The sequence below is a fragment of the Prosthecobacter dejongeii genome, from assembly GCF_014203045.1.
Classification (GTDB): domain Bacteria; phylum Verrucomicrobiota; class Verrucomicrobiia; order Verrucomicrobiales; family Verrucomicrobiaceae; genus Prosthecobacter; species Prosthecobacter dejongeii.
On sequence record NZ_JACHIF010000003.1, the window covers coordinates 409,530 to 424,576 of the forward strand.

The 15,047-nt window shown below is 58.7% G+C and carries 10 protein-coding genes; 7 read left to right on the top strand and 3 right to left on the bottom strand.

Annotated features, from left to right (window positions below):
* Positions 1 to 39: 39 nt before the first annotated feature.
* The 3 genes from radC (at position 40) to HNQ64_RS09615 (ending at position 2,132) form a co-directional block, all read left to right on the top strand.
* Positions 40 to 735: a RadC family protein gene (gene radC, locus HNQ64_RS09605; RefSeq protein WP_184207897.1), complete on the top strand. Its 696-nt coding sequence runs from the start codon at positions 40 to 42 to the stop codon at positions 733 to 735.
* Positions 736 to 787: 52 nt separating this feature from the next.
* Positions 788 to 1,357: an anthranilate synthase component II gene (locus HNQ64_RS09610; protein ID WP_184207899.1), complete on the top strand. Its 570-nt coding sequence runs from the start codon at positions 788 to 790 to the stop codon at positions 1,355 to 1,357.
* An 88-nt stretch (positions 1,358 to 1,445) separates the two neighbouring features.
* Complete coding sequence (locus tag HNQ64_RS09615; protein ID WP_184207901.1) at positions 1,446 to 2,132, top strand: hypothetical protein; 687 nt, start codon at positions 1,446 to 1,448, stop codon at positions 2,130 to 2,132.
* A 194-nt stretch (positions 2,133 to 2,326) separates the two neighbouring features.
* Here HNQ64_RS09615 and HNQ64_RS09620 read toward each other — a convergent pair whose 3' ends face one another.
* Positions 2,327 to 6,325 (bottom strand): outer membrane protein assembly factor BamB family protein, encoded by a 3,999-nt coding sequence (locus tag HNQ64_RS09620; RefSeq protein WP_184207903.1) that lies wholly within the window; start codon positions 6,323 to 6,325, stop codon positions 2,327 to 2,329.
* 294 nt (positions 6,326 to 6,619) lie between these two features.
* Here HNQ64_RS09620 and HNQ64_RS09625 point away from each other — a divergent pair, with 294 nt between their 5' ends.
* The 4 genes from HNQ64_RS09625 to HNQ64_RS09640 all read left to right on the top strand — a co-directional run bounded on the left by HNQ64_RS09625 (position 6,620) and on the right by HNQ64_RS09640 (position 13,123).
* Complete coding sequence (locus HNQ64_RS09625; RefSeq protein ID WP_246431001.1) at positions 6,620 to 7,330, top strand: 3D domain-containing protein; 711 nt, start codon at positions 6,620 to 6,622, stop codon at positions 7,328 to 7,330.
* 129 nt (positions 7,331 to 7,459) lie between these two features.
* Complete coding sequence (locus HNQ64_RS09630) at positions 7,460 to 8,665, top strand: efflux RND transporter periplasmic adaptor subunit (protein WP_184207905.1); 1,206 nt, start codon at positions 7,460 to 7,462, stop codon at positions 8,663 to 8,665.
* 24 nt (positions 8,666 to 8,689) lie between these two features.
* Positions 8,690 to 11,830 (top strand): efflux RND transporter permease subunit, encoded by a 3,141-nt coding sequence (locus HNQ64_RS09635; RefSeq protein ID WP_184207907.1) that lies wholly within the window; start codon positions 8,690 to 8,692, stop codon positions 11,828 to 11,830.
* 78 nt (positions 11,831 to 11,908) lie between these two features.
* Positions 11,909 to 13,123: an alpha/beta hydrolase gene (locus HNQ64_RS09640; RefSeq protein WP_184207909.1), complete on the top strand. Its 1,215-nt coding sequence runs from the start codon at positions 11,909 to 11,911 to the stop codon at positions 13,121 to 13,123.
* An 8-nt stretch (positions 13,124 to 13,131) separates the two neighbouring features.
* On the opposite strand, the gene HNQ64_RS09645 is transcribed toward HNQ64_RS09640, so the two are convergent.
* Together HNQ64_RS09645 and lpxA are read right to left on the bottom strand one after the other, a co-directional pair.
* Positions 13,132 to 13,869, bottom strand: coding sequence for a hypothetical protein (locus HNQ64_RS09645; RefSeq protein WP_184207911.1), 738 nt, complete (start codon positions 13,867 to 13,869; stop codon positions 13,132 to 13,134).
* A 325-nt stretch (positions 13,870 to 14,194) separates the two neighbouring features.
* Entirely contained in the window at positions 14,195 to 14,995 is an 801-nt protein-coding gene (gene lpxA, locus HNQ64_RS09650; protein WP_184207913.1) for an acyl-ACP--UDP-N-acetylglucosamine O-acyltransferase, read from the bottom strand.
* Positions 14,996 to 15,047: the final 52 nt, after the last annotated feature.

Below are 15,047 nucleotides of genomic sequence, written 5' to 3' on the forward strand. Positions count from 1 at the left end.
TTTGCTTTTCAGCGGCTATGACGCACGCCTTCATGGGAGATGTCCCATCGCATTCATGACCTGCCGGAGGAAGATCGCCCTCGCGAACGCCTGCTGCGTCTAGGCCCCGGCGTCCTGACGGATGCGGAACTGCTGGCCATCTTTATCAATACCGGGGTGAAAGGGGAAAATGCCATCCAGGTGGCTCAGCGTCTTTTGCGGGAGGTGGGCACGCTGCGGCAGCTTTCCCGCACGAGTCCGGCGGAGCTGGCTGCCTCCCGTGCTCTGGGGCCGGCAAAGGCTGCGCATCTAGCGGCCGCCTTTGAGATCGGCAAACGGGCTGAGCGCGAGTGGGCGCGGGATACGCCGATGAATTCGCCCGAACTGATCTACCGCTACCTGGCGGCGGAGATGCAATGTTTGGCCCATGAATCCATGCGCGTGCTGCTGCTGAATACCCGGCTGAATTTGCAACGGGATGAGGAGCTCTTTCGCGGCACGGTGAATGAGACGGTGGCGCATCCGCGTGAAATTTTGCAATCGGCCATCGTTCACAAAGCCTACGGCTTTGCGGTGGTGCACAATCATCCCTCGGGAGATCCCAGCCCGAGCGATGCGGATAAGCGCTTAACGCGCCGACTGAAGGAGGGCGCGGAGGTGCTGGGACTGAACTTTGTGGACCATGTCATCATCGGCCTGCCGGGGGAGAACCGTGGGCAGCCGTATTTCAGCTTTCGTGAAAGTGGCATGCTGTGAGGTGAGGCCGCAGCTTGCATTTCCCCCCTGGGCGCGGATGGTTTGACCAGCCATGCTTTTGATCATCGATAACTACGACTCTTTCACCTACAACCTCGTCCAGTACTTTGGCGAGATGGGGGCGCAGATGGAGATCCACCGGAATGACCAGATCACCCTGGAAGAGATCGCCAAGCTGAAGCCGGACCACATCTGTGTTTCCCCGGGGCCCTGCACGCCGAAAGAGGCGGGCATCAGTTGCGATGTCATCCGCACCTTTGGCCAGAGCATCCCCGTGCTGGGCGTATGCCTGGGGCACCAGAGCATCGGCCACGTGTTCGGGGGGGATGTGGTGCGCGCTGGGCGCCTGATGCATGGCAAAACGTCCGTCATCAAGCACACGGGGGAATCTGTCTTCAAAGGTCTGCCGCAGCCCTTCACGGCCACACGTTACCACTCCCTTTTGGTGAAGCGGGACACGCTGCCGGATTGCCTGGAGATCACCGCCGTGGCGGGCGATGATGAGAGCGAGATCATGGGCCTGCGGCACAAGGAACTGCCTATCCATGGGGTGCAGTTCCACCCAGAGTCTATCCTCACTCAGGAAGGGAAAAAGCTGCTGAAAAACTTCCTGGAAATGTAGAAGGCGTTTCCTGTTTCATCCGCTGCCTACCATGGGGCGTGGGTAGGCATTTCTCATCACGGCACTCATTTCAGCCCCGTTTCTTCCCATGACTTACCTTCTCACCTTTCTGGCGGGTTTTATCTGTGGGACGGCGACTTGGCTGCTGTGGATGGCATTCCGGTTCATCATGGATGTGAAGGCCGCGCAGTCCACGGTGGCGGGCTATCTGAATGCAGCGGATTCACCCAAAGATGTGGAGGCGCGCAAGGCGGTGGAAGCCTGCAAAAACCGCCTGCGCTGGCAGAAACGGGTGAACCCAGAGTGGCTGCCACCCCTGGTGGATGAGGTACCACGTCTGGTGCGGGACATCGCCCGTATTTACCACCCGCAGCACCCGGAACCGCTGCTGGCACCGGGCCTCAGCCAGTTTAGCCGAGCGGTGCATTTGGCAGCTCTGGATGTTTCCGACTTTTTGCAGACACGCTCCATTGGCCGTCTGGTGGATGTGAGCGCTAGCACGGCGCTGAAGACTTGGGAAATGACGCACAAGATCGCCACGCATGAGGCCATGCAGACGGCTGGCAAGTGGTACCGCCGCCTGCTGCCCGTGTGGCAGGTGGTGAAGTACAAGTCCCCCATGGTGTGGGCTGGGGTGGCGGTCTCAAACGTGGCTGCACGCACCCTGCAACCCGCCATCATTGATATCCTGGCCCGCCGCACCATTGATCTTTATAGCGGGCGGGTAGGCCAGAGTGCGCCACTGATCATCCCGGAAGTCGTGGAGCCGGAATGAGCCGGCCAGCGCCGCCGCGCTCCATGGGATGTGCAAAGTGGCGGATGACGCATGAGATGGGAGTTCCGCGGGGACGCGGAACTCAGCACGCAAGATGCGTGCGCTCCATGGCGGACGGGGCTGTGTTGGGGCGGACGCTCCACTCGGAGAGTTATGCATACTCTACTGCCAGAGGGGGGATTAGGGGCGGGCAGTCACTTCTTGCCGAAGCATTGAATCCGGCCATCCATGGTGCTCACGTAAACGCGGCCTTGTGCCACGGTGATGCCATCCCACACGGGCGGGCTGGTGATTTCCAGGCCAGCGCTTTGCTCCCCAGTTTCCACATTCACGGCCCACATCTTGGCCCCGCGTTCACCACTCAGTGCGGCATCTTGCTCGGCCAGTTCCTTGAGGATTTCCGGGTCGCGTGCGGCTAGGCGTTCAAAGGCGTATTCTTCATCAATCGTATCCGGTGGGCCGCTGACAAAGAGAGTTTTGCCGGCCAGGGCCATGCTGCGCGCCACGATGGGCACGTAGCGGTCCCAGGTGTGTTTGACAAAGCTGCCTCCCGCTTTGCCACCGCCGCTGGCCCCGCCCTTGAACCAAAGGGCTGCGCCGACTTTGCCCTTGCCCGTTTCCACGCCAGCACCCACGCCGTGGACTTGGTTGCCCGAACTGTCCCGGGAGTCGCCATTGTCGAAGTTGCAGACCAGGATGGCCTCCTTGGGCTGGGTATCCGGCGCGGCGAAACGTGACTCCACTTGTGCGGGTGTAAGTGCCTGGTGATACAGGGCAAATTGATCCATCAGCCCGCTGAAGCTCCCCGCACTGCCTTCTGCGGCGCCTTGGCCACTGCCCAGCATGAGCGGATTTTTGGGCCGTGCGGCGATAAGGTCTCCCGTGCCTTGTGCGACCAACTTACCATCCAGGTAAAGGCTCATCACCTTGTCCTGGGCCAGCGTGCCCACGATGTGGTGCCAGCCTTCGGTCAAGGCTTCTGCCGCGACGATGGTGGTGACTTTACCTGCACTGCGGACATGCAGTTGCGGTTTCTTTTCCCGAATGTCTAAGACCACGCCTTGCAGCGGGCCACCGTGGTGGAGGATGGTGCCGCTGGCGGTGTCTGGCAGCACCCAGGCCTCGATGGAAAGCGCCGTTCCGCTGGGGTCCAGCACGTCCATGTCAGGGAACTGAACGGAGCCGGGAACGGGCTGGCCTTTGGCCACAGCCTTGCCTTTCGCGGCCCCTTTGCCCTTGCCCTTTTTCTTGGCGGCGTTGGCCTTCATGGTCTCGCTGTGGCCCACTTGCGTTTCTTTGGCAGGCTGCACGGCCAAGGGCTGGCCATCGGGGCCCAGCACCACGGAGTTGCCTTTGCGTTCGGTGGTAGCACCTTCGGTGTCGTAGGCTTGTTCGGGGGGAGCTTTGGGTGTGGAGAACAGGGTGTACTCCATGGTAGTCGTCCACTTGTAGTACTGGGCTTCGCGTCCGTAGGAATAGACGTTTTTGTCATCGTGTACCAGGATGCGGCCAGCGGGGGCGTACTTGCCCGCCTGGAAATAGCCGCCATGGCCCCCGGCAAAGCTCTTGCCATAGACCCAGTAGCTGCGGTGGAAATTCGAGTCATCCAGGAAGCCCATGGGCGCAAACAGGTGCTGGCCTTCGCCTTTGTGGGCACCGCCTTGTTTGTCAAAGTCACCGGACACCGGGCCCACCTCCACGCGCTTACCATCGTTGCCTATTTTCTGCGTGCGCAGGTAGGTCCACTTGCCATCGCTGCTGAGGATGTCATTGAGCGCCACGGGCATTTGCAGGGTTTTGTGGCGGTCGTTGAGGTCTCCACCTGTGTCGGGGTCGCGATCATCGTAGTGCTCCTTCACCTTCATCTCGCCGGTCTTGGCATCCACACGGTAGAACCACAGGCCATCATCCAGGAAGCAGGAACGCCCGGAGACAAAGGTGACCAGTCCATTTTCCACCAGCACGCTGCCATGCACCGGCCACACGCTTTCCATCATCTCCCAGGCGGCATGGCTGAGTGGGGCAGGGGCCCCTTGGAACTTCCAAATCAACGCGCCATCCTTGGCCCGTAGGCAATAGACATAACCATCTTTGCCACCAAAGTACACGCGGCCTTTCCAGTAACTCGGCGGGGAATCAATGCGCCCCCCGGCGATGAAGTGCCAGGCCTCCTGGCCCGTGGCGGAATCAAACGCGTGGAGGGTGTGGCGATCCACCTCAGAGACAAAGGTGAGGCCTCCGGCGCTGGAGCTGGTGCTCAATGGTGGGGTTAGTTTGACCTCCCAGGCCAGGCCTAGGTCTGGCAGCAGGTCTTGGTTTGAGGAGCCGCTGCGGGCATTATCCGCCCGGTAGGTGGGCCAGTCTTTGGCATCGGCGTCTTTTTCTTCCACCGCTTCGGCGTAGGCCGGGCCTTGGCTGAGGCGCTCAGCATCCGGCGTGTAGGCAGGCATGGGGTAGCGGGGTTGGGAGGCCAGCACGCTCATGCCATCCAGCTTCGCCTCCGGATAGCAGGCGCAGTTGTGCGGGCCCGCGTAGGTGAGTCCATTGGCAGGCAGCACACCGTAAAGACAGGCCCCGCGCACCCAGTGATTGAGATCCCAGTGCTGCTTTTCCATGTCCACATACTCGATGCCCGTGCGCGATGGCATGAGGTACTTTTCCGTCGCCTTGGCCTGGTAGCAGCGATGGTGAAACCAATAAGTGCCTTCAGGAACATCCGGGTAAAATTTCTTTTTCACCAGCCCGGTCAGCGGATCGCGCCCTGTGTATTCACCGCTCTGGTTGCCACTCGTGGTGCCGGCGTTCCAGACCAGGCCCTGGGCCACAATGAGGTCCTCCATGCTGCGGTAGCCGCTCTTTTCATGGGAGGCCGTCCACATGTCCTTGCCCGTGTCTGCATCCACACCCTTCATGCTGCCATCACCGCCCGCGTAGAGGATGACGTCATTGTGCAGGAGCACACGCGGGGCGAAGTTGAACTCGTAGAGCTTGCGGCGCTGCGCCGGCACATCGGCAAATTTTGTCTCGCCCGTTTTCACATCCAGGCAGGCCAGGCCATCGCCATTGTAGTAGGCGATGCGTTTGTCATCCAGGCAAAGCGTGACCGGGGCGATGCGATCCTCTTTTTTCCAAAGGGTCTTGCCCGTTTCCGCCTCGATGGCGAAGAGATTGCGCGGTTTGCCATCCCAGTTGAACTCCGTCTCCACGCGTTTTTGATCGCTCTGCGCCTTGACGGCAAACTCCTCATTCAAACGCCAAGGTTCCTGATTGGCCAAGGCATACAAGGTGCCATCGCGATACAGGATTTCCTCCGTGCCAGCGGTCTGCGGATACTCGCGGATGACTTCGCCCGTGGCCGCATCCAGGCAGGAAATGGGGGCTGCGATACCCAGGGTGACATACACTTTGTCCCCGATGGAAACGAGGCGGCGGGTGAGCTGAGTGGGGCCGGACTTCAGCGGCCACAGGTGCGTGCTCCACTGTGGGATCGGCTTCTTCCAGAGGATGGTGCCATTGAAGGCATCGCGCGCGATGAGCATGAACTTCGCAGGCATGAGGATGGAGATGCGGCTGCCCTCATCCATGATGTAAAAGATGCGCCCGCCCGAGGAGACCTTCGCACTGACGGAGGACATGCGGTCATGGTGACGGCTCCAGCGCGGATTTCCCACCCACTGCATGCGGGTAGGTGGGCCCACCAGCAGGTCTTTGGAAGTGGTGTTGCCTTTGGAATCATAGGCGTAGTGCGTCCACTCATCCATGCCTGTGGGCCAGGCCTTCACCGTCTTTTCCCAGGTCCCTTTTTTTCGCACCATCGCCACGCCCAGCGGGGCTAGCACGCGGTCTATTTCTTCTTTGCTCACAGCAGCGTCCTCCACCACCAGCAGGTTTACGAAGTTCTCGATGTAAGGCAGGTGCTTGCCATTCCAGCTTTCCACCGCCACCGCTCCATACTGCCCAGTTTTGTGCAAAGCTTCGCGCAGGGAGGCCACCGCTTTCTCATCCTGGGTCAGGCCCTGAACCTGATAACGCTCGTTGGCTTTGAGACGGGCGGTCAGTTGCCCATCGCCACATCCCACATGCACGACAATGCCACCTTTGACTCCCGACTGCTGGAGGAGGTCGCTCGCCTCATCGGCCAGGACAGGTCCGCACAGGGAAAGGAAGAGGATAAAGAAGGAGAGTCGCTTCATAAAGGAGGGCAAAGTGCCAGTGAAACGTCCGTGCAGGGAGGTTGTTTCGGCGAACTTTCTGGCAGGCAGAAGCGCATGCTGGCGACGCCTCCCCTGGCGAGTAGGCGATCCCATCATGAGAAAGGGTGAAAAGGGTGGTGAAGCAGGCCGAATGAAGCCCTGAGCGCGGCCTTAAGAAGTGCTTTTTAAGCACTTTTAAATACCAAAGAAGATTAAAAATGCTGTAAGTTATGGTTTTTATATTGAAATGCGGTTAGATATTCACTAAAATATCTCGAAATCATAAATATTATCATGAGTACACCGCGCCTCCTTTGCTGGTCTTTCGCCACTGTGGTGACGATTTCATCCTTGAGTTCCTGTGCCCTGGCACCGCTTGAGACCGTCGGGTGGGCATCGCCGAAGGCGAAGGCGGGATCGCCTTTGCAAGCCGGAGTGCGTTATGAAGTCCGGAAAGCGCTGGCCGCAGGCGTGCCATTCCGGCCTCAGGAAATGAAACGCTACTACTTTGTCATGGAGGCACCACGGCCACCACTGATGGCCGCCACTCAGGTGTCAGGCCGCCGCATGACCGTGCGCACCACAGCCTACTGCCACGATGAAGATGACCACATCGTCTATGGCGTGAAGAATGCCCTGGGCACACCTTTGAAGTTCGGCTCCGTGCGCAGTGCGGCGGCCGATTGGTCCCGCTACCCGGTGGGCACGCGTTTCCGCATCGCGGGCCAGCCAGATGTCGTTTACGAGGTGGATGACTACGGCAGTGCTTTGGTGGGAACGGGCACGATTGATCTCTACAAGCCGACTCAAGGCCAGATGAATGACTGGGGCGTGCGCCATGTGGACATTGAGGTGATCCAGTGGGGATCCTACCAGCGCAGCATGGACATCATGCGGGACCGTACCAAATGGCCGCATGTGCGCCGCATGGTGGAAGACATCGAGACAAAGGTCTATCAAGTCACCGCACAGAGTCTTCGCGGGCCGATGACAGCATCCCTGTAATCGCACCTGGCGGCAGGGCTGGATGCCTGAAAAATCAGGCGTGAATAACTGCGGCGACAGGCCCGAAAGTGGCGTTTATTCCGTGGGAATCATTGGCCAAGGTTGTGCTGATGTGTTCTCCTCTTGGTTATGAATGCGAGACTGTTTCCCTCCGTTAGGTTTAGTGTGCTTTCATTGTTAGGCCTCTCGTTGATGCCTGCCTGCAAACCTCCTCAAACAGGACCAGCGGCCGCCCCACCGCCGCCCGCAGTCGTCGTGGGAAAGGTGACGAAACAGAACGTGCCGATCTACGTGGAAAACGTGGGGCAGACTCAGGCCTCGGAAACGGTGGAGATCCGCGCCCGGGTCAGTGGCTTCATCACGGAAGCCCCGTTTAAGGAGGGCAGTCTCGTCAAAAAAGGAGACCTGCTTTTTAAAATCGATCCACGCTCCTACGCAGCGGTGGTGGACCAATCTAAGGCCAATGTGAGCAAGGCGGAAGCCTCCCTCGAAAGGGCCAAAGGCGATCTGCAACGGCTGGAGCCGCTGGTGGCTGCCAGTGCCATTTCCAAACAAGATCGCGATACCGCAGGTACCACGGCGAAAGTAGCCGAGGCCGACCTCCTGGCCGCGAAAGCTGCCCTGGCCACAGCAGAACTCAACCTCAGCTATGCGACGATGGTGGCCCCGTTTGATGGCATGATCGGCGCGCGCAATGTGGATGTGGGCAACTTCGTGGGCAGCAGCGCCGATACCATGCTGCTGGCCACCGTTTCCACCACGAATCCTATGCGGGTGAGCTTCAATGTGGCGGAGCAGAACTACCTGCGCTTTCAGCGGCGCTTCATGGGTGATGAAGTCGCTAAAGAGGAGCATAGCGCGAAAATGGAATTCGAGCTCATCCTCAGCGATGGCAAAGTGTATGAGCACAAAGGCCGCTTTGAATTTGCCGATCGCGCCCTGGATTCCAGGACCGGCACGTTGAAGATCGTGGTCAGCTTTCCGAATGCGGAAAACCTCCTGCGCCCCGGCCAGTTTGCTCGCGTGCGGGCCAAGCCTGAAGAGCGGCCCGATGCCCTGCTGGTGCCGCAGCGGGCCGTCATTGAAACCCAGAGTCTCCAGTCCGTCTTACTCGTGGGTGAAGGCAATAAAGTCATCCAAAAACCCGTGAAAACGGATGGACGATACAATGATCAATTCATCGTGAGCAGCGGCCTGAGTGAGGGAGATCGAGTCATCATCGAAGGGGTGCAAAAAGCGCGTCCCGGCATGGTGGTGAATCCCACCGAGCCTGAGGCTGAAAGCCCCGCCCCTGCGCCTGCAAAGCCAGAAGCCACCGCCCCGGCAGCGAAGTAATCTTTTCCCCAAGGACTCACCGCCATGGCCCACTTCTTCATCAAACGTCGTGTCTTTGCGATGGTGTTATCCATCCTCATTGTGCTGGTCGGCTGGCTGGGGCTGCGCACGCTGCCCATCGCCCGTTACCCCAACATGACGCCCCCCACCATCCAGGTGACGGCGACCTACCCTGGTGCCAGTTCTCAAGTGGTGGAGGAGACCGTGACCTCACCGCTCGAGCAGGAGATCAATGGCGCTGAGGACATGCTTTACATGTCCAGCGGCAGTACCAGCGATGGCCAGGCCTCCATCAAGGTCACCTTTCGCGTGGGCAAGAACATTGACGATGCAGCCGTGGATGTACAAAACCGCGTGGCCCGTGCTCAGTCACGCCTGCCTGCGGACGTGGTAAAAAACGGCATCACAGTGACCAAGCAGTCACCCGACATGCTGCTGGTCTTTGCGCTCAGTTCCAAGAATGGCGAGTATGACGATCTCTTCCTCAACAACTACGCCTTCCTGAATTTGCAGCCGCAGATGGCCCGTGTGCCGGGCGTGGGCGCGGTGAATATTTTTACTCAAAAGGACTACTCCATGCGGGTCTGGCTACAGCCGGACAAGCTGGCGAACTTGGGGCTGACGGCGACGGATGTGACGCGTGCTTTGCAGGAGCAAAACATTCAGGCTGCTGCCGGCCAGATCGGCGCGCCGCCTGCGGAGAAGGGCACGGAGTTTCAATTTTCCGTCAACGTTCGCGGTCGTCTGGTGAGTGCGGAGGAATTTGGCAGCATCGTCATCACCACGCTGACAGATGGCACCGTGGTGCGCCTGAATGATGTGGCACGCACGGAATTAGGCGGCAAAGACTACGCCAGTTTTGGTCGCATCAATGGTTCGGCAGCCGCTCTCATCGGGATTTTTCAGCTTCCTACGGCAAATGCTTTGGATACGGCCATTGCCTGTCGCGAGCGCATGGAAGAGCTGGCGAAGAGCTTTCCTCCTGGCATGGAAGCGAAGGTCAGTTTTGACACCACACTTTTTGTGACGGCCTCATTGGAGGAGGTGATGCACACACTGGTGGAGGCTTTTGTGCTGGTGGTGCTGGTGGTCTTTATCTTCCTGGGAAACTGGCGTGCCACCTTCATCCCCATGCTGGCTGTGCCTGTGTCTCTCATCGGCACCTTTGCCCTGTTCGGGGTCATGGGTTTCACCATCAATACGCTGACGCTTTTCGCCCTCGTGTTGGCTATCGGGATCGTGGTGGATGATGCCATCGTGGTAGTGGAGGCAGTGGAGCACCACATCGAGCATGGGCTGAGTCCGCTGGAAGCGACTAAAAAGGCCATGGATGAAGTCTCCGGCCCCGTCATCGCCATCGCGCTGGTGTTATGTTCGGTCTTCATTCCCGTCTCCTTCATGGGGGGCATTACGGGGAAGCTGTATCAGCAGTTTGCCATGACGCTTTCTGTCTCGGTGATCCTTTCGGCCCTGGTGGCGCTTTCGCTCACGCCCGCGCTTTGTGTCATGCTGCTGCGTCCGCGCAAGACCTCCAAGGGACCCCTTGGCCGACTGCTCGGCGTCTTTAACCGCTTTTTTGATCGCCTAACTGGAAGTTACGTAGGCGTGTGTCGTTGGATGATGCGCTTTGGTTTGATCACGGCGGTCCTGCTGTTTGGCATTTACGCGGGCATCATCGGCCTGCTGAATCGGCTGCCCACCTCCTTCTTGCCGGATGAAGACATGGGCTATCTTTTTGTGGTCACCACCCTGCCAGATGGTGCCTCGCAGGAGCGCACGGATCGTGTGCTGCGGAAGGTGGAAGAGATTTTGCAAAAGACGCCTGGGGTGCAGGACGTCATCACCATCGGCGGGCTAAATCTCCTCAGCGGCGCGCGCAGTTCCAGTGCAGGGGTGTGCATCGTGTCTCTCAAGGACTGGAAGGAGCGGACGGACCCCTCCATGCAGGTGGCGCAGCTCGTCCCCAATATTTTTGCCCGCGTGAGTCAGATCCCGGAGGCCATGGTCATCCCCACATCGCCACCGCCCATCCAGGGTCTGGGCAATGCCGGCGGGGTGCAGTTTGAGCTTCAGGATCAAGGCGGCGGCACCCCCCAGCAATTGCAAGAAGTGGCCGATCGTTTCCTTGCAGCCGCCTCACAGCATCCGCAGTTGGCCCGTGTTTTCACCTTCTTCAGCACCCGCGTGCCGCAGACCTTGGTGGAGCTGGATCGTGATAAAATCAAAACCCTGGGCATTCCGCTGGATGGTGTCTTTAGCTCCCTCCAGGCTTACCTGGGTGGTATTTATGTGAATGACCTCACGCTCTTTGGCCGCAGCTTTCAGGTGAAGGTGCAGGCCGAGCCTGAATACCGCATGAAGCCTGAGGACATCTACGGCATCTACACACGCAATGCCGAAGGAGGCATGGTGCCCTTCAGCACCTTTGCTAAGGTGGAGTCCACCACGGGCTCGGACCTTCTGCCGCATTACAACGTCTATCGCACGGCCGAGATCTCGGCCACGGGCAAACCGGGTGTGAGCTCTGGCCAGGTCATCACGGCCATGGAGGATCTGGCCAAAGAAAACTTGCCCGCTGGTTACGGGTATGAATGGACGGGCACGGCCCTTCAGGAAAAGGAGGCAGGAGGTCAGCAAGTCACCATCTTCGCGCTCGCCTTGCTCTTTGTATTCCTTGTGCTCGCCGCTCAGTATGAAAGCTGGGCCGTGCCGTTTGCCGTACTTTTTGGCCTGCCCATCGGCATCTTTGGCGCGTTCACTGCTGCCTGGCTGCGTGGGTTAACCAATGATGTGTATGTGCAGATCGGTCTGGTCATGCTGCTCGGCCTGGCGGCGAAGAATGCCATTTTGATTGTTGAGTTTGCCCGCAGCCGACGCGAGCAGGGCATGAGCATCCGCGAGGCGGCGCTGGAGGGGGCACGTCTGCGTCTCCGGCCCATCATCATGACTTCTCTGGCCTTCATCCTCGGCGTGGTGCCGCTGGTGATTTCCAGCGGGGCAGGGGCGGCCAGCCGCCAGAGTCTGGGCACGGCCGTCTGTTTTGGCATGACCGCAGCCACCGTCATCGGGGTCTTTTTCATTCCTTGGCTCTATGTCATTGTGCAGACCTTGGCGGAAAAAATCAGCGGCGGCCCGAAAGAGACAGCGGGGGAATCGAAGGCTTAGCTTGAGCCCAAGAGTCCGAATCGGTTTTCCCCTGCATTCGGCGAAAGTACAGGGGCTTGCCCTCGTTTACTTGAGCCCATGTTCTGGCGCCTGTTCCTTTTTTTCCTCGCTCTTTCCTCGTCCGTTTTGGCCCAGGCACCTAAGCAAGTTCCAGTCTCCCTGGCCAACCTGCAAAAGACCCTCGCAACCTCTCCCGATGCCGCGCAGCTCGGGAAGGTGCATGACGAAGTCATCCGTCTGTTCGGCCGTCAGCGCCTGCTGCAAGGCAAACCCGGAACCAAGGTCGAAGCCACCACGGTGGCCTGGGCGGTCATGGACATGAATCCCGCCCGTGTGGTCCGTAGCAATGGCACTCTCATTGGCAACATGATCCGTGTGGGGGATGACGGCCTGCAGGTGCTGGTGCAGAAGATGGAAAACTTCCAGGAATTTGGCTACCGCATCGAGGTGGATGGCATGGCCCGGGTGGCAGGCACCGTGCACCTGGAGCACTACGACTACACCGCAGACAGTGAAAAGCAGCCTGGGGTGCCCGTGGGCCGCCTGGAGAAATTCGACTGGTCCCAAAGCCAAGTTTTCCCAGACACCCTGCGCGGGGTCAGCGTCTATGTGCCTCAGCAATACCAGGCAGGCAGCGAAGCCTGCCTCATGGTCTGGCAGGATGGCGGCCGCCATGTGGACCCGAATGGCTCCCTGCGTGTCAGCACCGTCTTTGACAACCTCATTCACCAGAAAAAGATGCCCGTGACCGTCGGTGTCTTCATTGATCCCGGTCGCAAGTCTAACCAAAAGCCGGGAGATAAAGCCGGTAATCGCGGTTTTGAATACGACAGTCTGGGAGATGCCTACTCCCGCTTCCTCCTCACCGAGATCCTACCGGAGGTGGAAAAGCGTTACAGCGTGAAGTTCCGTCAAGATCCCCAGGCCTGGGCCATCGCTGGGGGCTCCTCCGGCGGCATCTGCGCCTTCACCGCTGCTTGGGAAAGACCCGATAAATTTCACAAAGTCCTCAGTTGGGTGGGCACCTTTGTGGACATCCGAGGCGGCAATGCCTACCCCTATCTGCTGCGTGTGACTGAGCGCAAACCCATCCGCGTGTATCTCTTGGATGGCGTCAATGACCTGGACAACAAATTCGGCAACTGGCCCCTGGCCAACCGCATGATGGAAGCCAGCCTCAAGTACATGAATTACGACTACCGCATGGACTGGACCGAATGCTTTCACGGCAGCCGAGGCATAGCCCCGAAACTCCCCGAAGCCCTCACATGGCTGTGGCGGGATGTCCGATAACTAGCAATTCAGCATTGCCAGAAAAACCAACCTTCTGGTTTTGGTGCCGAATTAAGAAAGATGAAACCCGTTCCGCAGCCCCCAAAGTTGGGGCCGTCGCATTGGTGCGTCCGTCCCTCCCATCTTTCAGGATCCTCGCTTATGTCGAGGTGTTTGGCAGAGGGCGGCGTGAGAAAACTGTAGAAGTCGGAGAGTTGAGCTACAAATCGCCAGTCGCCTTTAGGAGTTTCATCGGGACTTTGAACCCACCACGGAACGCTTCCGAGTTTTGTCCCCATGATGACCTTCTCTTTTTCCAATTCTGGGAGGGTGTAATAGGTGTCTGAAGAATAAAAGTGGCCCTCCTTTGAAGCATCAATGCCGTCCTCGTTTTCTACCCAGCCGATGATGATGGCTTCTCTCTCTAGAGGGGGCATGTCCTCTGGTAGCTCTGCTAGCTGATTTGTAAGCTCTTCGGGTTCGCTGATGAAGCAGGCATTGGCTCCGGAACCACCCTCCCAGGTGTTGCACATTCCAGGATTATGGTTGCATTGAAAGACATTCAACACACGGCCTTCTCTCCCTAAATCAAAGCGATCAGGATCATGAATGAACTGAGCCAGTAGAGACTGTGACTTTCCACAATCCTTGCATTTAGGCCATTGTTCTTGGCTCATTCCCCAAGGCAGCCCGCCAAGTTTATCAGCAACGGCAGACTGGGGAGGTAATTCACATGATAAGCGGAGATCCGGCAGGAAATAGCGCATGAAGGACCGAGTTTAATCTGCTCGTTGGAGTTGGATCAAGATTATTGATTGCCTCAATTATCGAGCTGCCTTTGCGACTATCGTTTCAATGCCTGTTGCAGTTTCCAGCCTATCTTACCCCCAGTATAAGCGCCGTGCGTGCCCGTTTTCTAGTGCCTCCAAGGTCCATGTAGAAATCGGCTGGTAGGTCCAGAGATGTTCCCTCTCAAGCGCTGCGTGTATATGCTCTAACTCAGCTTTGGTGAGTGGAGGAAGGTTTCTGTCCTCGATCTTGCCTCAGGGGCTTTGCAACGCGCTTAGGCAGCTCCGTCCCGAGGTCGGAGCGTCAGTCCTCACCGTCTTCCACGCCGGCTTTGCTGCCCGGGGTGATGCCGCGTTTGGTATTGGCAACGAAGTCAGTGAAGAGGGTCGCCTCGGCGCTGAGGGAACCGCTGCGCAGCTCTTCCACGGCCTGGGCGTTGTTCAAACCACTGCGATAGACTTTGCGAAAGGCCGCGCGGATGGCGCGCATTTGGTCGCGGGAAAAACCGGCCCGCTGAAGGCCGACGATGTTCAGCCCACGGGTACGGGCGGGGTTGCCATCGGCGGTGCTGTACGGGGTCACGTCTTGGACCACTTTGGAGCACCCGCCAATGATGCTGCGTGTGCCGATGCGGCAGAACTGATGCACGGCACTGAGGCCGCCGAGGATGACGTGATCCTCCACCACCACGTGACCCGCCAAGGTGCCGTTATTCGAAAAGATGACGTGATTTCCCACGATGCAGTCATGGGCGATGTGGACGTAGGAGAGGAAGTTGTTATGGCTGCCGATCAAGGTCTTATCCCCGGCGCTGGTGGCGCGGTGGACGGAACAAAATTCGCGGAAGGTGTTGTCATCGCCAATCTCCAAGTACGTGGGCTCGGCTGCGTATTTGAGATCCTGCGTCTGCTGGCCGATGGAGCCATAGGCGTAGAAACGGTTGTTCTTCCCGATTTTGGTCGGGCCCATGATCGTCACGTGATGCTGCAACGAAGTGCCATCGCCAATTTCCACGTTTGCGCCAATGATGCAGTAGGGACCGATGGTGACATCGGCACCGATTTTCGCCGAAGGATCAACAATGGCAGTGGGGTGAATGGGCATGCAGAAGGGGAAGGCAGTGGGTCAGACTGGGGAGGAGAAAGCAGGAAGAGTT

What these genes read in the sequence shown, in the direction of transcription:
- radC (WP_184207897.1), top strand. Translation starts at nt 40, where the DNA reads ATGTCCCATCGCATTCATGACCTGCCGGAGGAAGATCGCCCTCGCGAA.
- HNQ64_RS09610 (WP_184207899.1), top strand. Translation starts at nt 788, where the DNA reads ATGCTTTTGATCATCGATAACTACGACTCTTTCACCTACAACCTCGTC.
- HNQ64_RS09615 (WP_184207901.1), top strand. Translation starts at nt 1,446, where the DNA reads ATGACTTACCTTCTCACCTTTCTGGCGGGTTTTATCTGTGGGACGGCG.
- HNQ64_RS09620 (WP_184207903.1), bottom strand. Translation starts at nt 6,325, where the DNA reads ATGAAGCGACTCTCCTTCTTTATCCTCTTCCTTTCCCTGTGCGGACCT.
- HNQ64_RS09625 (WP_246431001.1), top strand. Translation starts at nt 6,620, where the DNA reads ATGAGTACACCGCGCCTCCTTTGCTGGTCTTTCGCCACTGTGGTGACG.
- HNQ64_RS09630 (WP_184207905.1), top strand. Translation starts at nt 7,460, where the DNA reads ATGAATGCGAGACTGTTTCCCTCCGTTAGGTTTAGTGTGCTTTCATTG.
- HNQ64_RS09635 (WP_184207907.1), top strand. Translation starts at nt 8,690, where the DNA reads ATGGCCCACTTCTTCATCAAACGTCGTGTCTTTGCGATGGTGTTATCC.
- HNQ64_RS09640 (WP_184207909.1), top strand. Translation starts at nt 11,909, where the DNA reads ATGTTCTGGCGCCTGTTCCTTTTTTTCCTCGCTCTTTCCTCGTCCGTT.
- HNQ64_RS09645 (WP_184207911.1), bottom strand. Translation starts at nt 13,869, where the DNA reads ATGCGCTATTTCCTGCCGGATCTCCGCTTATCATGTGAATTACCTCCC.
- lpxA (WP_184207913.1), bottom strand. Translation starts at nt 14,995, where the DNA reads ATGCCCATTCACCCCACTGCCATTGTTGATCCTTCGGCGAAAATCGGT.